We start from the raw sequence: 18,531 nt of genomic DNA, 5'->3' as shown, positions 1-18,531 counted from the left end.
TTACCCGGGACGCCACGATTTCACAGAAAGACATGCCACGGCGATGCGCGAAACCTGCGCTGGGCGAAGGCATGTTATTCGAACGGGATATGAAGAAATGTCGGTCTCCGAGGCCTTTGCGCCTGTCGCCATCAAGAAGCCGCTCGTCGCCAATCCGGACCTGTTCAGTGAAAAGCCGTCGCTGATCGGTATGTCGCGCGAGGATATGAGCGCGGCGCTGAGGGAAAAGGGCATACCGGAAAAACAGGCGCGCATGCGTGTCAGCCAGCTCTGGCACTGGCTCTACATTCGCGGCGTGTCGGATTTCGACGCGATGACGAATGTCGCCAAGGACATGCGCGAAATGCTGAAGACGCATTTCACCATTGCGCGTCCCGAAGTGGTGGAAGAGCAGATTTCCAACGACGGCACCCGCAAGTGGTTGCTGCGCTTTCCGCCGCGCGGTGCCGGTCGTCCGGTCGAGGTCGAAACGGTTTACATTCCCGAAGAGGGCCGTGGCACGCTCTGCATATCGAGCCAGGTCGGCTGTTCGCTGACCTGTTCCTTCTGCCATACCGGCACCCAGCGCCTCGTGCGCAACCTGACGGCCGAGGAAATTCTGAGCCAGTTGCTTCTGGCGCGCGACCGGCTGGGCGATTTTCCAGGAGCCGACACGCCGCCCGGCGCTTTCGTGCCGACTGGCGACCGCAAGGTCACGAACGTCGTCATGATGGGCATGGGCGAGCCGCTCTACAATTTCGAAAGCGTCAAGACGGCGCTGCTGATCGCGACAGACGGCGACGGGCTTTCGCTGTCGAAGCGTCGTGTCACGCTGTCGACGTCGGGCGTCGTGCCGGAAATCTATCGGACGGGCACGGAGATCGGCGTGATGCTGGCGATCTCGCTGCATGCGGTGCGCGACGAGCTGCGCGACATGCTGGTGCCGATCAACAAGAAGTATCCGCTGAAGGAACTGCTGGAAGCCTGCCGCCAGTATCCGAGCCTGTCCAACGCCCGTCGCATCACATTCGAATATGTCATGCTGAAGGACGTCAACGACAGCCTCGAGGATGCCAAGCTGCTGACCCAGATGCTGAAGGGCATTCCGGCGAAGATCAATCTCATCCCGTTCAACCCGTGGCCCGGCACCAATTACCAGTGCTCGGATTGGGAGACGATCACCAAGTTTGCCGATTTCATCAACCAGGCCGGCTATGCCTCGCCGATCCGCACGCCACGCGGCCGCGACATCCTTGCCGCCTGTGGTCAGCTGAAGTCGGAATCGGAGCGCATGCGCAAGACGGAGCGTCTCGCCTTCGAAGCCATGATGATCGCCGGTCACGGCGAAGACGACTGACGCCGGGAGGGCTTCGATTGCTGGCTGAACCGGCTCGAAGCCTGGAAACCTCTCATCAGTCCTTTCGTTTCTGACACCGAGCGCTCGAGGGGCGGCAAAAATGCCGCCTGGCGCGGCGCAAATGCGCTTGATTCCGTTGTAGGGGTCATATGCAGACTGCAATAATCTGATATCGATGTGGCTCATCCAGGTGCAACCGGAAGATGCCGCCATGTTTCAGCATCCCATTAGGAAGTCTGCATTTTATGTCTCACTAACAGGCGGAACGATAGTTGCTGCCTTAATTTCCACAACCGCAGAAGCGCATGTGAAATGGTTCGCACCCTACATCGTGGGTGCGCCACTGCAGCCGGTCGAAACTGTTCTGCGTGATATCTGGTTTTGGGTAGCGATCGCACTCGTTCTCGTTTGTTTCGCCGCAGCCCGGGCGATCGAAACTAGCCGTTTTGGACCGTTGATCTTCGAAGCGCTTGATCGCTTTACCTCGCCGCTCTGGGCGAGGATCGACGATTATGTCCGCGTCGTCATTGCCTCGTTCTTCGTCGCGATCTTTGCCACGGGTGGCGTTTACCTGACGCCGGACCTGAAGACGCCTGCCGAATGGGTGTCCTGGCTGCAGTTGCTGATCGCTGCCCTGATCTTCTCGCGGCGGACCATGCCTTTCGCCGGCCTTGGAATTGTTGCCCTATGGCTGCTCGCGGCGCGGGACTACGATCTCTTCCACTTGTTCGACTATTTGGCGCTCGGGCTCGGCGTTGCCGCCTACCTGATCATCGAGCCGATGAAAGACGACTGGCGTGTCCACCGTTTTGAAGTGCTGCGCTGGGGGTTAGCCATCGCGCTCATGTGGTCGAGCCTCGAAAAATTCGCCTATCCCGAATGGTTCTATCCGCTGGTGCTGGAAAAGCCCTTTCTCACGATGGGCATGCCCCGCGATGTCTTTATTCCCATGGCCGGTATCGCCGAATTCACCATGGGCTTCGGTCTTCTCTGGACCGCGCTTATCCGCCGCCTTTCGGCCATCGCAATGATCGTCATCTTCACCTCGGCCGTCTTGCCGTTTGGGCGTATCGACCTGATCGGCCACGGATTGATCACCGCCATCCTGGTGGCGGTTGCCTGCGACCAGAACCGGGCAGACGGGCTGCTGCCCGGACTGAAACAAAAGCTTTCGGCCATCCCTGCCGGGCTGGCTGTCGCCATCGTGGTTTTCATGAGTGGCTATTGGGGCCTGCATCTCGCCTTCTATGGTGCCGGAGGCTTTTCCGGGCCGGCGGCGGCCGAAAAGACCACCCATTCCCACAGCGTCGAATACCCGCATGGCCCACAGTCCGACATCGGAATTGGTGCCCCGCCCACCCGCGGCCAGGGGGAGTAAGAGAAGAGTCGTCCTTCGACGCGAAGCGAAGGTAGTTGAAACGAAAGGGCGACCTTATCTCGACTGCGTCATGAAGATCTTCACGGCGAAGACCGAGAACACGCCGGCGAAGGTGTAGTCGAGGCCGCGCAGGACTTTCGGATTTCTTTGCAGCCAGTTCGCAAGCCGATCGGCGGCAAGCACGACGATCAGGTTCACCGGCATGCCGATGGCGATGAAGAAGATCCCGAAGAAGACCAGTTTTCCCGTCACATGCGGATCTGTCGCCGTCACGAACTGCGGCAGGAAGGTCATGAAGAAGATGATCACCTTCGGATTGAGGATATTCACCCAGAAGCCGATCGAGATATTTGCGAGCGGGCTTGCCGTTGCGCGCTCCACGGTTTCGACGGAGAAGCTGGAGCCGAAGCGGATCGCCTGGATCGCCAGCCACAGCAGATAGGCGGCGCCGCCGGTTTTCAGGATGAAGAAGGCGGTGGGCGATGCGGTAATCAGCGCCGAGATTCCGAAGGCGACCAGAAGCGTGTGGCAGACGACGCCAAGACTGGTGCCGAGCACCACGAACAGTGCCGATCTGCGCCCTTGCGCAAGCGCCCGGCTGATCGACAGCGTCATATCAGGCCCAGGCGTCAGCGCCAGAAGCAAGCCGGCTGCGGTGAAGGCCAGAAGCGATGCAAGGCTTGGCAGGAATTCCATTAAGTGTCCTCGAAAGCCGGATGACGGTTGTCGCTTTTTATCCGGCTTTCGAAGTCCTGCCAAACCTGTCGATCAACTGCCGCTGATGAATTCTTTTGATGCATCCGCAAAGTCCGGATGCCAGCGCGACAGAGGCGGACGGTTTTCGATGATGTCGCCGATCGCCCAGGCCATACGCCGCTCGTCCGTCTTGCGGTCGACGTCGTTGTCCGGGCAAAGGATGTAGAAATCCCCGCGTTCGAGACTTTCCAGCATGAACTGCACCGTCTGTTCTGAGGTCCAGGCGGCATCGGGCTTTTCGGTGCGGTCTCCCTTGGTCAGTCCGGTATAGACGAAGCCGGGGATGAGAAGGTGGGCGCTGACTTTGCATTCGGGCATGTTGCGCAATTCGTGCTGCAGGGCTTCGGTAAAGGCTTTTACGCCGGCCTTGGAGACATTGTAGGCGGGATCGCCGGGCGGCGTGGTGATGCCCTGTTTCGAGCCGGTGTTGATGATCAGCGCCGGTTCGCCATGGGCGATCATGCGGGGACCGAAGGTTCTGCTGCCATTGACGACGCCCATCAGGTTGACGGCCAGAACGTTGTCCCAGTTGACCTGCGGGCCGAACAGGCTGCTGCCGGGCTGGATGCCGGCATTGTTCATGAGCACGTGCACCCGGCCGAAGCGCTGCAGAACGGCACGTTCCAGAGCTTCGATCTCCGCCGGCTTCGAGACGTCGGTGCCGATTGCCACGATATCGGCCTCGCCATCGTCGGCAAGGGCGGCCACCTCGCGGCAGGCCTCTGACAGCCGGTCGCCCTCGAGATCCGCGAGGACGACGCACATGCCAAGTTTCGCAAATTCCTTGGCAGCGGCAAGGCCGATACCGGAGGCGGCGCCGGTGACGACGGCGACATTGTCTTTCTTCAGAGCAGGGTGAGTGATGGACATGGAAAGTCTCCTCTTTAACGCTTCTGTTGAAAGGTTTTGGCGTTCGAAGGTTCGGGCTGTTCTGAGACCCAAAGGTGTTCAACGGCTCGGCGCGATATGGTATGCTACAGCAGATCCGTCAACATGACGCGAGACCGAACCGGAGCCGGCATGATGGGCGAACTTGGATCTATCAAAGTTGACGAAAGACTGGCCGCCTTTGTTGAAAAGCAGGTCGAAGACGGACGATATGGCTCCGCCAGCGAAGTGATCGAGGACGCTCTGCGGATGCTGCAGGAAAGCGACGCGGCCTCGCTGGAGGCCATCCGCGCGGCAATCCAAGAAGGCGAAGATTCTGGTGAGCCAGAGCCGTTTGATTTCGATGAATTCATAGAGCAGAAGCGGGCGCGGCGCCTGCAGCCATGAAGGCGCTGGTTTTTGCGCCGAACGCCGTCGCCGATATCGATGGGATTTACGATCATACGGAAGAATTTTGGGGGTTCGAACAGGCTGAGGACTATACCTTCAGCCTGAGGCAGGCGTGCCGGATCCTCGCTGCGGGCGAACGACGCGGCCGGCATGTGCGCGGGATCAAGACCGGGTATCTGGCGCTGACCTATCGGTCTCACTTTATCATCTATCGCGAGACGAAAACCCAGATCGTGATCATCCGCATCCTCCATCAGCGCATGAACCTGTCGCGCCATCTCTGACGCGATCCTTTCCGGGTTTTTCTTGCGCGGCTTTTGAAACTCGCTAAAAGTGCGCCATCCCAGACACGACGGTTGATCCAACCGCCACCACCCGCAGACGGACAATTCGACATGGCACTTCCGAAAGACGTAAAAAAGGTCGTTCTCGCCTATTCCGGCGGTCTCGACACCTCGATCATCCTGAAATGGCTGCAGACCGAACTCAACGCGGAAGTGGTGACCTTCACCGCCGATCTCGGTCAGGGCGAAGAGCTGGAACCGGCGCGCAAGAAGGCCGAGATGCTCGGGATCAAGGAGATCTATATCGAGGACGTCCGCGAGGAATTCGTCCGCGACTTCGTCTTCCCGATGTTCCGCGCCAATGCCGTCTATGAAGGCGTCTACCTGCTTGGCACGTCGATCGCCCGGCCGCTGATTTCCAAGCATCTGATCGAGATCGCCCGCAAGACCGGCGCCGATGCGATCGCGCATGGCGCCACCGGCAAGGGCAACGACCAGGTCCGCTTCGAGCTGTCGGCCTATGCGCTCAACCCGGATATCAAGGTCATCGCGCCTTGGCGCGACTGGGCGTTCAAGAGCCGCACCGACCTTCTGACGTTTGCCGAACAGAACCAGATCCCGGTTGCCAAGGACAAGAAGGGCGAGGCACCGTTCTCGGTCGATGCCAACCTGCTGCACTCGTCTTCCGAGGGCAAGGTTCTGGAAGACCCGGCGGTCGAGGCTCCCGAATACGTGCATATGCGCACGATTTCGCCGGAATCTGCACCGGATCAGGCGACTACCATCAAGGTCGGCTTCCGCAAGGGCGATGCCTGCTCGATCAACGGCGTCGAGATGTCTCCGGCAACGCTGCTTGCCGCCCTCAACACCTATGGACGCGACAACGGTATCGGTCGTCTCGATCTGGTCGAGAACCGGTTCGTCGGCATGAAGTCGCGCGGCATCTACGAAACCCCCGGCGGCACGATCCTGCTCACCGCTCACCGTGCCATCGAATCCATCACGCTCGACCGGGGTGCAGCGCACCTCAAGGACGAGCTGATGCCGAAATATGCCGAGCTCATCTATTACGGCTTCTGGTACTCGCCGGAGCGCGAGATGCTGCAGGCCATGATCGACAAGAGCCAGGAGCATGTGGAAGGCGAAGTGACGCTGAAGCTCTACAAGGGCAACGTCATGGTCATCGGCCGCGAGAGCGCGAAGTCGCTCTATTCCGACCAGCTGGTCACGTTCGAGGACGATCAGGGCGCCTACGATCAGAAGGATGCAGCCGGCTTCATCAAGCTGAATGCTCTGCGCCTGCGTACGCTCGCCAAGCGCAACCAACTCCGCTAAGCGCCTTCGCATCGGATTAGTCTTAGAGGCCCGCTTCCGAAAACGGAGGCGGGCTTTTGTCATTGGCGGCGGTTGATCATCCGGTACGCGATGTAGCTGCCGACGGCGATATATTCCATGGCGGGAATGATCGTGCCGATCGCCGTCAGCGGGTCGCCGAAAAAAGCGGCGAGAAGGCCGCCGACAAAGCCGCCGCCCATCTGGATGAAACCCATCAGTGCGGAAGCGGAGCCTGCCGTCTTCGGGAATGGGGCGAGGCCGACCGTCACTGTGTAGGGCGAGATGAACGCGATGCCGAAGGTGGAGACGCCGACCGGCAGCATGATCGACAGGAAGGATGGCGGCAGCAGATATACGGAAAGCGCCATCATCGTGCCCCCGATACCGCTGAACATGAGCCCGATCACCACCGTCGTCGGCCCGCTGATGCGCCCGGACACAAGCCGCAGTGCAATCGACCCGCTGAGAAAAGCGCCGGTCTGGATGAGCATGCCGAGGCCGAACTGCGTCGGGGTCAGCCCCACTTCACCGATCAGCACGAAGGGAAGCATCGTTCCCTGGGCGTAGAGCGCGCCGATCGCGCCGCCGAGAACAAGCGAAGGAAGCAGAAAGCGCAGGTCCTTCAGAAGCGAAACGTAGGTCGCGACAAGGGTCGAGGGTCTGAGCCGGCTTCGGTCGGGAACCGTTGTTTCCTTGAGGAACAGCAGGCAGCTTGCAAGCACGATAACGCCGAAGATGACCATCAGCACGAAGACGGATTTCCAGCCGAATACCGACAGCGACAGGCCGCCGATCGTGGGGCCGATTGCTGGACCCACCGCCAGCATGATGCCGATCATGTTCATGATTCGGGTGGCTTCAAAACCGACGAACTGGTCGCGAACCGCGGCACGGGCAACGGTCATGCCGACGGAAGCGCCGATCCCCTGCACCAGCCGTCCGGCCAGGATCCAGTCGACCGAGGGCGCAAAGACCGCCATCAGCGAGCCGACGAGATAGATCAGCAGGAATGCGATGCTCGCGGACCGGCGACCGAATGCGTCTGAGGCCGGTCCTGCCAGGAGCTGTGCGACGGCAAAGCCGCCGAAGTAAAGCGTCAGACTGAGCTTGATTGCCGCTTCCGACGTGCCGAAGGCTTTCACGAGTTCCGGCATGGCCGGCGTGTAGATCGCCATCGAGACCGGGCCGATCGCCGTCAGCAGCGCGCCGAGCAGCGTGGTTCGCAGCGCGGTCATCCTGTTGGGCGGTGTCGTTGCGGAGGCGGCCTGCGTATCAGCCGTCATCAATGTCGGCCTGAGAAGAATTGAAGCTTTGCAGGTTGCCGTTGAAGATTTTCATGGCCTCTGCGATGCGTGTCGCGGTTTCGGCATCGAAGCCTTCAGTGGCGCAGGTGATGATGGCGCGCAGTTCCTGCTGGATTGCAGCCAGCATGTCGGCGGAGGTCGATGTCAGCATGATGCGCTTTGCCCGCCGGTCGGCGCAGCATTGCTGCCGCTCAACGAGCCCAAGCGCCTGCAGCCTGTCGAGATAGGCGCAAAGCGTCATCGGTTCGACGCCCATGCGCAAGGCGATGTCGAGCTGGCGGCTTCCGTCGACTTGCGCGATATGGATCAACGCTCTTGCCTCGCCGGCGGTGAGGCCAAGGCCCGCCTGGGCGATGCGACGTTCGAAAGCCGTGCGCAAAAGCCTCGCGGCATCGGCGATCAGAAAGCCAAGCGTTTCACCATGCACGTCCTGGCCGGGTGTTGTCGGGCACTGTTCAATCGCGAGCTTCATAAGGCTGCCTTACTATCTTTCCCCGACGAGGCAAATCGAAAAGCCCGGAAACCGCATGACGGGGCCATTTCGGCACGATGTCCGTTCCAAAAATCGGCTTCGACGGATGAAGCCCTTGCCGTGCGGGCCTATATATGGTCGCTCTACCTACATAGACCCGATATCGAAGCAGCACACTGAAGGACGACCCAATGGCAACTTTCTCAGCGAATTCAGCGCTTGTCGACTGGAACGGGCATCATGGCCTGCCGCGCTTCGATCAGGTGAAGGACGAAAATTTTGCACCGGCCTTCGATGCCGCCATCGCCCTGCACGAGGCGGAAATTGCTGAGATCGCCGGAAATTCCGATGAGCCCAGCTTCGAAAACACGATCGTTGCGCTGGAAATCGCCGGCGACGAGCTGTCGCGTGTTTCCTCGATCTTCTGGGGCAAGGCGGGTGCGCATACCAACGATACGATCCAGGCGCTGGAACGCGAAATCGCGCCCAAGATGTCGCGCCACTATTCGAAGATCGGCACCAATGCCGAACTGTTCGCACGCATCGATGCACTCTGGCAGAAGCGGGACGACCTTGATCTGACGGTCGAGCAGCAGCGGGTGCTGGAACGTCACTGGAAGGGGTTCGTCAAATCAGGCGCCAATCTGCCTGAGGACCAGCAGAAGCGGCTGTCGAGCATCAACGAGACGCTTGCCGGTCTCGGCGCCAGTTTCGGCCAGAATGTTCTCGGCGACGAGAAAGGCTGGTCGTTGAAACTGACCGAAGAAGCCGATCTCGAGGGTCTGCCGGTTTTTGTGAAAGAAGCGATGGCGGAAGCTGCCAAGGAGCGCGGCGAGGGCTCAGGCTATCTCGTCACGCTGTCGCGCTCGATCATCGAGCCTTTTTTGACCTTCTCGACCCGCCGGGATCTGCGCGAACAGGCGTTCAAGGCCTGGGTGGCGCGCGGCGAAAATGGCGGCGAGCGGGACAATGTCGCGATCGTTCGCGAAACGCTGGCGCTGAGGGCCGAAAAGGCCAAGCTGCTCGGCTATGAGAATTACGCCGCGTTGAAGCTCGACAACACGATGGCGAAGACACCGAAGGCGGTGAACGGTCTGCTCGGCCAGGTCTGGCAGAAGGCCCGAACCAAAGCGCTGGAGGAAGAGGCAAGTCTTTCAGGTCTGATCTCGGAAGCGGGCGGCAATCATCCGGTCATGCCCTGGGACTGGCGCCACTACGCCGAAAAGCTGCGCGAGCGGACGTTCTCTTTCTCCGAGAGTGAGCTGAAGCCCTATCTCCAGATCGAGAAGATCATCGAGGCGTCCTTCGATGTGGCCGAGCGGCTGTTCGGCATCAAGGCTGTCGAGGTGAAGGGCTTGCCGGTCTATCATCCTGATGTCCGCGTGTTCGAGATCCATGACGAGGACGGCAATCTAAAAGCGCTTTTCCTCGGCGATTATTTCGCCCGCTCCTCGAAGCGCTCCGGCGCCTGGATGAGTTCGTTCCAGTCGCAGCACAAGCTGACGCTGAAGAACGGCACTGAGGGTGAGCTGCCGATCATCTACAATGTCTGCAATTTCGCGAAGCCTGCCGAAGGCAAGCCGGCGCTTCTATCGCTCGACGATGCGCGCACGCTGTTTCATGAATTCGGCCATGCGCTGCACGGCATGCTGTCGAACGTGACCTATCCATCGGTATCGGGCACCGGCGTCTCGCGCGATTTCGTGGAGTTGCCGTCGCAGCTTTACGAACACTGGCTGACGGTGCCGGAAATCTTCGAGAAATATGCGGTCCATTACAAGACGGGCGAGCCGATGCCGAAGGAGTTGCTCGACAAGGTTCTTGCCGCGCAGACCTTCAACGCCGGTTTCTCGACGGTGGAATTCACCTCGTCGGCGCTGGTGGATATGGCTTTCCACACACAGGAAAGCACGGTCGAAGACCCGATGGCGGTGCAGGCCAAGGTGCTGGCCGAGCTCGACATGCCGGCTTCGATCGTCATGCGCCATGCCACGCCGCATTTCCAGCACGTGTTTGCCGGTGACGGATATTCGGCCGGCTACTATTCCTACATGTGGTCGGAAGTCCTTGATGCGGATGCCTTTGCCGCGTTCGAGGAGGTCGGCAACCCGTTCGATCCGGTGACGGCGCGCAAGCTCAAGAACAATATCTACTCGGTCGGCGGCTCGATCGATCCGGAGGAAGCCTATGCAGCCTTCCGCGGCAAGCTGCCGGATCCGACTGCGATGCTGAAGAAGCGTGGGCTCTCCATCATGGCCGAGCTTTCGGGCGGAGACGGCTGACAAAAGCCATCCACGCGGAAAGATGAAGAGCGGGCGTTGATCGCAGATCGCGCTCGCCCCCTTTCGCATTTGCGAAAAACAGGGTATGAGCGCGCCAACGAAATAGGTGCGGTCCGTCGATCTGCGCCCCGAAACATCCGAGATCTAAAAATGGCTATGCGGAATATCGCGATTATCGCGCACGTCGACCACGGCAAAACGACCCTTGTCGATGAACTTCTGAAGCAGTCCGGCTCGTTCCGCGACAATCAGCGCACCGTCGAGCGCATGATGGACTCGAACGACCTCGAAAAAGAACGCGGCATCACCATTCTCGCCAAGGCAACTTCGGTCGAGTGGAAGGGTGTTCGCATCAACATCGTCGACACCCCCGGCCACGCCGACTTCGGTGGCGAAGTCGAACGCATCCTGTCGATGGTGGATGGCGCCATCGTTCTGGTCGATAGCTCGGAAGGCCCGATGCCGCAGACCAAGTTCGTGGTCGGTAAGGCGCTGAAGGTCGGTCTTCGCCCGATCGTCGCGATCAACAAGATCGACCGTCCGGACGGTCGCCACGAAGAAGTCATCAACGAAGTCTTCGACCTGTTCGCGAACCTCGACGCCACCGACGAGCAGCTCGACTTCCCGATCCTCTACGGTTCGGGTCGCGATGGCTGGATGAACGTCAACCCAGAAGGTCCGAAGGATGAAGGTCTTGCACCACTGCTCGATCTGGTCCTGAAGCACGTTCCGGAGCCGAATGTCGGCGAAGGCCCGTTCCGCATGATCGGTACGCTTCTCGAAGCCAACCCCTTCCTCGGTCGTCTCATCACTGGCCGCATCGCATCCGGCTCGATCAAGCCGAACCAGGCCGTCAAGGTTCTGTCGCAGGACGGCAAGACCGTCGAAACCGGCCGTATCTCCAAGATCCTCGCATTCCGCGGCATCGAGCGTCAGCCGATCGAAGAAGCCCATGCAGGTGACATCGTCGCGATCGCCGGCCTTTCCAAGGGTACGGTTGCCGACACGTTCTGCGATCCTGCGGTCACCGAAGCGATGACGGCTCAGCCGATCGATCCGCCGACCGTCACCATGTCCTTCCTCGTCAACGACAGCCCGCTTGCTGGCACCGAAGGCGACAAGGTCACCAGCCGCGTCATTCGTGACCGCCTGTTCAAGGAAGCCGAAGGCAACGTTGCGCTGAAGATCGAAGAGTCGGACGGCAAGGATTCGTTCTTCGTTTCCGGCCGCGGCGAATTGCAGCTCGCCGTTCTGATCGAGACCATGCGTCGCGAAGGCTTCGAGCTTGCCGTTTCGCGTCCGCGCGTCGTCATGCACAAGGATGAAGCAACCGGCCAGACGCTGGAGCCGATCGAAGAAGTCGTGATCGACGTTGACGAAGAGCATTCCGGTATCGTCGTGCAGAAGATGTCCGAGCGCAAGGCCGAGATGGTCGAGCTTCGTCCGTCCGGCGGCAGCCGCGTTCGCCTGGTATTCTACGCGCCAACCCGCGGCCTGATCGGCTACCAGTCGGAACTTCTGACCGACACGCGCGGCACGGCGATCATGAACCGTCTGTTCCACGACTATCAGCCTTACAAGGGTGCGATCGTCGGTCGCGTCAACGGCGTTCTCCTGTCGAACCAGTCCGGTGAAGCCGTCGCCTACGCGATGTTCAACCTGGAAGACCGTGGCCCGATGATCATCGAGCCAGGCGAAAAGGTTTATGCCGGTATGATCATCGGCATCCATACCCGCGACAACGACCTCGAAGTCAACGTTCTCAAGGGCAAGCAGCTGACCAACATCCGCTCGGCCGGCAAGGACGAAGCCGTTCGCCTGACGCCGCCGATCCGCATGACGCTCGACCGCGCGCTGTCCTGGATCCAGGACGACGAGCTGATGGAAGTCACGCCGAAGTCGATCCGCCTGCGCAAGATCTATCTCGACGCAAACGACCGCAAGCGCTTCGACAAGTCGAAGGCCGCTCTCTAACAGCGCGCCTCCTAAGACCATCCAAGACCCCGGCAGAAATGCTGGGGTTTTTTTGTGGCTTGGTCTGGGCCACGCTTGTGGCGAAGGTAAAAAATGCGTTAACCTCCTTGCCATCGTCCACATGAGAAGCTTGTGGGCAATCCACTTTACCCCGGTCTCGGGAATGGCGGAGAGCCCATGGCAGGACCTAGAATCGCGTTATGAAAACGTTATCGATCGATGTCAGGCGTGCGGAGCCGCAAGACGCCCCGGCTATCTCCGAGGTGCACCGCCAGGCATGGTCGCAAGCCTATGCCGGCCTCATTCCGCACAAGCCGCTGATCCAGATGCTGGAGCGCCGCGGCGAGGGGTGGTGGCGCAAGGCCGTCCGCGGGCCGGCGACGCTTCTGGTTCTGGATATCGGTGGCGTTATCGCGGGTTATGCGACGATCGGCCTCAACCGCGCCCGTGCGCTTCCTTATGACGGCGAGATCTACGAGATTTACCTCCGCCCGGAATATCAGGGCGTCGGCCTTGGCCGCCGCCTGTTCGGCGAAAGCCGCAGGCTTTTGAAATCGCTTGGCTGCAAGGGCTTGGTCGTCTGGTGCCTGGAAGACAGCGAGCATGCCGTCCGCTTTCTGCGATCCCATGGCGGGGCGGATTTGGCAGAGGGCATGGAGGACTTCGACGGAAAGTCCCTGAAGAAGATTGGTTTCGTCTGGCACTGACTTCGGGGCGGAAAGGTGCGCCACGACTTAACCTTGGCGGCAAACCTGTGTTGCCTTGCCAGCCAATTCCCGCTATCGACGGTTCACAAGTTCGTAAACCTCATCGGGGAAGACTATGCGCATCGATGCAATTTCTGTTGGCAAGAATCCGCCTGAAGACGTCAACGTAATCGTTGAAGTACCTGTCGGCGGCCAGCCCATCAAGTACGAGATGGACAAGGAAGCCGGCGCGCTGATCGTCGACCGTTTCCTGTACACACCGATGACCTATCCAGGCAATTACGGCTTCGTGCCGCATACGCTGTCCGAGGATGGTGATCCGATCGACGTTCTGATCTGCAACACCCGCCCGCTGGTACCCGGTTGCGTCATCAATGTCCGCCCGATCGGCGTGATGGTGATGGAAGACGACGGAGGCAAGGACGAGAAGATCATTGCCGTGCCGGTTCCGAAGCTGACCCAGCGCTACGACAAGATCAAGAACTACACCGATATGCCAGAGATCACGCTGAAGCAGATCGAGCACTTCTTCACGCATTACAAGGATCTGGAGCCCGGCAAGTGGGTGAAGATCGAAGGCTGGAAGGACGTTGACGTCGCCAAGAAAATGATCGTCGCGGCGATCGAACGCTTCAACGCTCAGAAGTAATCTTTACCGCTGACCGCTTCCAAAATCCTCCGGTTCGTCTCGAGCCGGGGGATTTTTTGTTTCCGCTCGTAAGCCCAAAACAAAAACGGCCCGCGCGGGAAATTTCCCAGCGCGGGCCGACCGTGTCCGTGCTGAAAGTCTTTGGCTTCAGCCTGCGAGAGCAGGATAGATCGAGGTCCACATCAGCGAGCGAATGAAGAAGATGATCAGAAGCACGATGATGGGCGAAATGTCGATACCACCGAGGTTCGGCATGACCCGGCGGATCGGCGCGAGGACGGGCTCGGTGACATTGAAGAGAAACCGGCCGATCGCATCGACAAACTGGTTGCTCGAATTGATCACGTTGAAGGCGAAGAGCCATGAAAAGATGGCGCTGGCGATCAGGATCCAGGTGTAAAGGTTCAAGGCCAAGTCAATGGTCTGAAACAGGGCGAGCATTCACGTCTCCATTTCTTTGTTGACAGACATGTAGACATTGGCGAACTAACGGGCAAGTGCCGTCTATGGCCCGCGTCGCAGGATGTTTAACGGCGGCGTGTGCATATCGTGGGTTTCCGGCTTCGCTGAAAGTACAGGTTCCATGTCCATACCCACATCGGGTGATCGCTTCGCCGCCTTTCGTCACGCAGCTTATACGCGTTTCTTTCTCAGCCGGTTCTTCGCAGCCTTCGCGATCCAGATTGTCAGCGTCTCCGTCGGCTGGCAGATGTATGACGAGACGCGCAATCCGCTCTATCTCGGTCTGATCGGGCTTTTCCAGTTTCTGCCGTCGCTGCTTTTGATCCTGGTGACGGGTTCGGTCGCCGATCGCTACAACCGACGCATGATCATGGCGATCTGCATGGTCGTCGGCGGACTGTGTTCGGCGGCGCTTTTGGCGCTCACCATCACCGACTCATTCACGCCGTGGCTGGTGTTTTCGATCCTTGTCGTCTTCGGCATCGAGCGCGCCTTCATGGGGCCGGCGGTGCAGTCGCTCGGACCGAACCTCGTGCCGGAAGAAGATCTTCCCAACGCCATCGCCTGGAATTCATCCTCATGGCAGACGGCATCGATCTTAGGGCCGGTGTTCGGCGGGCTACTCTACGGCGCCAGCTCGATTGCGGCCTATTCGGTCGCCTGTTTTCTGATGACGGTTGCCGCCATCCTCGTGTTTATGATCCCGAAGCCGGCGCAGCGCACGCCTGCCTCGAAAGTCAGCTGGGACGAGATGCTGGCCGGTTTCCGCTTCATCGCCGGCGAGAAGATCGTGCTTGGTGCAATCTCGCTCGATCTGTTTGCTGTGCTGCTCGGTGGCGCCGTGGCGCTGATGCCGATCTTTGCCCGCGACGTGCTGGAGCTTGGTCCCTGGGGCCTCGGCCTGCTGCGCGCGGCGCCCGGCATCGGCGCGATCGGCGTTGCGGTCTGGCTTGCCATCCATCCGATCCGCCACCACGCGGGTACAGCGATGTTCATTGGCGTGGCGCTGTTCGGTCTCGGAACGCTTATCTTCGGCCTCTCGGCCACGCCGTGGATCTCCATCGCAGCCTTGATGCTGATGGGTGCGGCTGACATGATCTCGGTCTATGTCCGCGAGACGCTGATCGCGCTCTGGACGCCGGACGAGGTGCGCGGCCGGGTGAATGCGGTCAACATGGTGTTCGTTGGCGCATCCAACGAGCTGGGCGAGTTCCGGGCCGGCACCATGGCGCACGCGATCGGCGCGGTCCCTGCCGTCGTGATCGGCGGTATCGGCACACTGGCGGTCGCCGTCATCTGGTCGATCGGCTTTCCGAAGCTGCGCAAGATCGACAATCTGGAAGCACCGCAGCGCTGAGTTATCCGTTGCCCTGGGCGGGGTAGGCAGGTGCTGCCGGTCGGTTCGCATCGGCGGCGGGTCGATCGAAGACGATGTCGAGGAAGGTCCACAGCCAGTCCTTCAACGCGTGGTCGAAGATCATCCGTCCTTCCAAGTGCTGGTTTCCCTGCTGGGCATTTGGCATGCCGAAGCGTTCGGCGCCGTGCACCACCCAGCGATGCATCATGGCGCGGGTCAGTTCCGCATGGAACTGGACGCCCCAGGCATTCTCGCCGTAACGGATCGCCTGATGCGGATAGGCGTCGCCTTCCGCGAGCAGCTTTGCGCCCCGCGGCACGTCGAAGCCTTCGCGGTGGAAGTGGTAGACCATTTTCGGCCAGTGCATGAGAAGCCGGCCGTGTTCGGTGGCGCGCAGCGGATACCAGCCGATCTCGGTCACTTCGCCCTTCTGCGGCCCAACGCGGCCGCCGAGATTGCGCACCAGCATCTGGGCGCCGAGGCAAATCCCGAGATAGGGCTTGTTCTCCTTCAACGGCACGTCGATCCAGTCGATTTCCGTCTTGATGAAGGGGTCCGGGTCGTTGGCACTCATCGGACCGCCGAAGACGACGGCGCCTGCGTGGCCGGACATCGTGTCGGGGAGGGGATCGCCAAGAGCGGGCCTGCGGATATCCAGCGCAAAGCCCTTGTCGACGAGCATCTGGCCGACGCGTCCGGCGGAGGAGGTTTCCTGATGCAGGATCGCGAGGATCGGGAGTTTGGAGGATGGGCGGGAAGGGGTTCTCATGACGTCACGTCCTGGAGCGTTCCTGGCTAGACCTTTTCTTCCTCTTCCCCTGCGGCCGGATGAGCCGAGGTGCGCGCGGCCGCCTCCTGCCGCTGGAGAACCCGATCACGGGCAGAGACGCCCAAGAGATCGGCGATCCGCCAGATCACATGATCCTCGATCTCGCTGCGCTGCCCGTCCGCATAGACGATATCCCAGAGAATGCCGAGAAGCTCGATCCGGTCCTCTTCGTCAACCAGATGCTTTCTGAGATCCGAGGTGAACCGGTAATAGTCGACGGCTTCGCTTCCAGCCTGCCGGCCCGCCTCGATCAGCGACTGCAACCCTTCCGGGCTCAGATCGTAACGATCGCGCATCAGATCGCGGAATTTCTGCTGCTCTTCCTCGGACATGTTGCCATCGGCTTCCATGACCTGGAAACAGAGCGCCACGAAGGCTACGCGCGGGTCGTCGGGCGCAAATTCATCCGTATGGTGCGGGGCTGTCAGCGTGTGGAGGAAGGCCTGGATGCGATCGAGCATATGTAATCTGGGCCTTCTCCGGTTTTTCTAATAAAGCCTCAGCCTCGTGGGAGACTTCTCGGCACTTGCGTCCTTGACACCGGGATCATCGGGCGGACGACCGAAAAAGGGAACGGGCTCGTCCTGCTTTTCTGCCTCCGGGGGCTGCTCCGCTGTCACATTCGTGGCCGTAGGTGTTTTTGCTGCAACAGCTAAGTCCTCCTGAGGCACTACAACGGGCTGCATGTCGGCAACAACCTGATTGATGCTCTCGTTTTCCGGTGTTTCGACAGCCGGCGTGACGTCTTCGCGAATCGTGATTGCCGGAAGCGTTGCGATCGCCTCGTCTGCGGCCAGGGTGCCGTCTTCCACGGGTCCTTCGATCTGGCCGAACGGGACTTTCCATTCGAAGGCATCAAGACGTCCTGTGACCGGCGAGAGCGGCAGCCATTTGTCCGAAACGATACCGTCGGCAACCCAGGCAGGGTCACGGCCGGCGCGCAGAGCCTGCGCCATCCAGTGACGGACGCGGCCCTGATCGCCGGTTTCCGCTTCCTCGATATCGGCCAGCAGGAGATAGGCGGCCTCACGCGACTGCATGCGGGCTGCAGCTTCCGCCTTGGCGCGCGCCTTGGGGAACTGCTGGGCATCGAGAGCTGCCTGCGCGACGACCAGCAGCGATTCGATGTTGTTGGGACGCAGCGCTTCGAGCTTTTCGGCACGCTTCAGACGGTCAAGCGTGCTATCGCCGCTGCGGGCGCGGACATAGGTGCGGCCGACATCGGGATGCGGCTCGATCTTCCAGGCGCTTTCGAGGATGCTTGCTGCCTTGCGGATATTGTCTTCGCGCAGATAGGCCTTGGCTGCAATGATCGCGGCGGGCACAAGGCCCTTGGCGAGCTTGAGAGAGGCCTTTGCATCTTCGCGGGCACCGTTCGGGTCGCCTTCCAACCGTTCGCCTGCCTTGGCGGTCAGAAGAACGGCTTTCAAGCGCTCGGCTTCACCGCGTTCCAGCACGCTTGCCGCCCGCTGTTGATCGAGTAGCTGGATGGCCTCGTCCCAACGGCCGGACTGGCTGCGCGATTCGAGCGTCGCCTGGGCTGCCCAGGGCAGGTAGGGCGCATGTTCGACGGCTTTTTCGGCATACTGGCGAGCAGCTTCGTTGGCGCCGAGACGGCGTGCTTCCATGTAAAGGCCGCGAAGACCGAGTTCACGGGTTTCCGGGTCTTCGGACATCTGTTCGAACTTGGCCCGTGCGTCCGCATGGCGGCCTTCGATCAGGGCCGCCTGCGCTTCCAAAAGGTGAATGAGCGGTTCCTGATCGGCGCTGAGCAGGCCGCGGGTGCGGATGCTCATCTTGCGGGCAAGAACGGCATTGCCGGCACCGGCTGCGATCAGGCCGGTCGAGAGCGCCTGATAGCCGCGGTCACGCTTGCGGGTACGGAAATAGCGACGTACCGATAGCGGCGATGTCCAGATGACGCCGATGACCCACCAGACGATCATGACAGCCGCAATCAGCGCAACGACCATCGTGGCGGCCACCATGATGCTGGTCTCGATCAGATGGTCCTGCCAGGTGATGGAAATCAGCCCGGGGCGATCCGCAATCCAGGAAAAGCCCCAGCCGAGGCCCAGAACCACGAGAAGAAAAATGAAGAGCCTGATGATCATCCGTTTCTTTCTTC

At 60.5% G+C, this 18,531-nt stretch carries 18 protein-coding genes; 10 read left to right on the top strand and 8 right to left on the bottom strand.

From position 1 onward, the window contains the following. The first annotated feature begins 97 nt into the window (after window positions 1-97). Together rlmN and J3A65_RS16545 are read left to right on the top strand one after the other, a co-directional pair. The gene (rlmN, locus tag J3A65_RS16550; protein ID WP_062581643.1) at window positions 98-1,336 is read left to right on the top strand and encodes a 23S rRNA (adenine(2503)-C(2))-methyltransferase RlmN; all 1,239 of its coding nucleotides are present in this window, start codon (window positions 98-100) and stop codon (window positions 1,334-1,336) included. A 307-nt stretch (window positions 1,337-1,643) separates the two neighbouring features. Further along, window positions 1,644-2,714, top strand: coding sequence for a hypothetical protein (locus tag J3A65_RS16545; protein WP_348635222.1), 1,071 nt, complete (start codon window positions 1,644-1,646; stop codon window positions 2,712-2,714). A gap of 54 nt (window positions 2,715-2,768) precedes the next feature. Here the strand turns inward: J3A65_RS16545 and J3A65_RS16540 are convergent, their stop codons facing one another. Beyond that, window positions 2,769-3,410: a LysE family translocator gene (locus J3A65_RS16540; protein WP_062462396.1), complete on the bottom strand. Its 642-nt coding sequence runs from the start codon at window positions 3,408-3,410 to the stop codon at window positions 2,769-2,771. Window positions 3,411-3,482: 72 nt separating this feature from the next. Next, window positions 3,483-4,340 carry an SDR family NAD(P)-dependent oxidoreductase gene (locus tag J3A65_RS16535; RefSeq protein ID WP_192085702.1) on the bottom strand — a complete coding sequence of 286 codons (858 nt, stop codon included), beginning with the start codon at window positions 4,338-4,340 and terminating at the stop codon, window positions 3,483-3,485. 150 nt (window positions 4,341-4,490) lie between these two features. Between J3A65_RS16535 and J3A65_RS16530 the strand changes: the two genes are divergently transcribed. The 3 genes from J3A65_RS16530 (at window position 4,491) to J3A65_RS16520 (ending at window position 6,367) form a co-directional block, all read left to right on the top strand. After that, window positions 4,491-4,745 (top strand): type II toxin-antitoxin system ParD family antitoxin, encoded by a 255-nt coding sequence (locus tag J3A65_RS16530; RefSeq protein WP_245341568.1) that lies wholly within the window; start codon window positions 4,491-4,493, stop codon window positions 4,743-4,745. Continuing rightward, on the top strand, window positions 4,742-5,032 hold the full coding sequence (locus J3A65_RS16525; RefSeq protein WP_209902331.1) for a type II toxin-antitoxin system RelE/ParE family toxin: 291 nt from the start codon (window positions 4,742-4,744) through the stop codon (window positions 5,030-5,032). Before J3A65_RS16530 ends, J3A65_RS16525 begins: the two co-directional genes overlap by 4 nt. A 111-nt stretch (window positions 5,033-5,143) precedes the next feature. Then, window positions 5,144-6,367, top strand: a complete 1,224-nt coding sequence (locus tag J3A65_RS16520; protein WP_092659300.1) for an argininosuccinate synthase — start codon at window positions 5,144-5,146, stop codon at window positions 6,365-6,367. A 59-nt stretch (window positions 6,368-6,426) separates the two neighbouring features. Here J3A65_RS16520 and J3A65_RS16515 read toward each other — a convergent pair whose 3' ends face one another. Both J3A65_RS16515 and J3A65_RS16510 read right to left on the bottom strand, forming a co-directional pair. Then, window positions 6,427-7,602 carry a multidrug effflux MFS transporter gene (locus J3A65_RS16515; protein WP_209903570.1) on the bottom strand — a complete coding sequence of 392 codons (1,176 nt, stop codon included), beginning with the start codon at window positions 7,600-7,602 and terminating at the stop codon, window positions 6,427-6,429. 37 nt (window positions 7,603-7,639) lie between these two features. Then, a complete protein-coding gene (locus J3A65_RS16510) occupies window positions 7,640-8,143 on the bottom strand; it encodes a MarR family winged helix-turn-helix transcriptional regulator (RefSeq protein WP_209902328.1) in 504 nt (167 codons plus the stop codon). 191 nt (window positions 8,144-8,334) lie between these two features. On the opposite strand from J3A65_RS16510, the gene J3A65_RS16505 reads away from it, so the two are divergent. The 4 genes from J3A65_RS16505 (at window position 8,335) to ppa (ending at window position 13,755) form a co-directional block, all read left to right on the top strand. Next, entirely contained in the window at window positions 8,335-10,425 is a 2,091-nt protein-coding gene (locus J3A65_RS16505) for a M3 family metallopeptidase (RefSeq protein WP_209902326.1), read from the top strand. Between the two features lie 150 nt (window positions 10,426-10,575). After that, complete coding sequence (gene typA / locus J3A65_RS16500) at window positions 10,576-12,399, top strand: translational GTPase TypA (RefSeq protein WP_062581654.1); 1,824 nt, start codon at window positions 10,576-10,578, stop codon at window positions 12,397-12,399. Between the two features lie 200 nt (window positions 12,400-12,599). Further along, window positions 12,600-13,106, top strand: a complete 507-nt coding sequence (locus tag J3A65_RS16495) for a GNAT family N-acetyltransferase (protein ID WP_062462422.1) — start codon at window positions 12,600-12,602, stop codon at window positions 13,104-13,106. A gap of 115 nt (window positions 13,107-13,221) precedes the next feature. Next, window positions 13,222-13,755, top strand: coding sequence for an inorganic diphosphatase (gene ppa, locus J3A65_RS16490; protein ID WP_062462425.1), 534 nt, complete (start codon window positions 13,222-13,224; stop codon window positions 13,753-13,755). Between the two features lie 147 nt (window positions 13,756-13,902). On the opposite strand, the gene J3A65_RS16485 is transcribed toward ppa, so the two are convergent. Next, window positions 13,903-14,196: a YggT family protein gene (locus J3A65_RS16485; RefSeq protein WP_062462428.1), complete on the bottom strand. Its 294-nt coding sequence runs from the start codon at window positions 14,194-14,196 to the stop codon at window positions 13,903-13,905. A 142-nt stretch (window positions 14,197-14,338) separates the two neighbouring features. Here J3A65_RS16485 and J3A65_RS16480 point away from each other — a divergent pair, with 142 nt between their 5' ends. Then, a complete protein-coding gene (locus J3A65_RS16480) occupies window positions 14,339-15,574 on the top strand; it encodes an MFS transporter (protein WP_062462443.1) in 1,236 nt (411 codons plus the stop codon). A gap of 1 nt (window position 15,575) precedes the next feature. Here the strand turns inward: J3A65_RS16480 and J3A65_RS16475 are convergent, their stop codons facing one another. The 3 genes from J3A65_RS16475 to J3A65_RS16465 are packed head-to-tail and all read right to left on the bottom strand — an operon-like array spanning window position 15,576 to window position 18,517. Then, the gene (locus J3A65_RS16475) at window positions 15,576-16,343 is read right to left on the bottom strand and encodes a glutamine amidotransferase (protein ID WP_092659304.1); all 768 of its coding nucleotides are present in this window, start codon (window positions 16,341-16,343) and stop codon (window positions 15,576-15,578) included. Window positions 16,344-16,369: 26 nt separating this feature from the next. Continuing rightward, entirely contained in the window at window positions 16,370-16,864 is a 495-nt protein-coding gene (locus J3A65_RS16470) for a TerB family tellurite resistance protein (RefSeq protein WP_209902324.1), read from the bottom strand. 27 nt (window positions 16,865-16,891) lie between these two features. Continuing rightward, window positions 16,892-18,517 (bottom strand): heme biosynthesis protein HemY, encoded by a 1,626-nt coding sequence (locus J3A65_RS16465; protein ID WP_209902322.1) that lies wholly within the window; start codon window positions 18,515-18,517, stop codon window positions 16,892-16,894. Window positions 18,518-18,531 lie beyond the last annotated feature (14 nt).

It is taken from the genome of Rhizobium sp. PvP014 (assembly GCF_017876855.1).
GTDB lineage: Bacteria > Pseudomonadota > Alphaproteobacteria > Rhizobiales > Rhizobiaceae > Neorhizobium > Neorhizobium soli.
The sequence above is the reverse complement of the archived record's forward strand: the minus strand, read 5'-3'. Positions and strand labels throughout refer to the sequence as shown.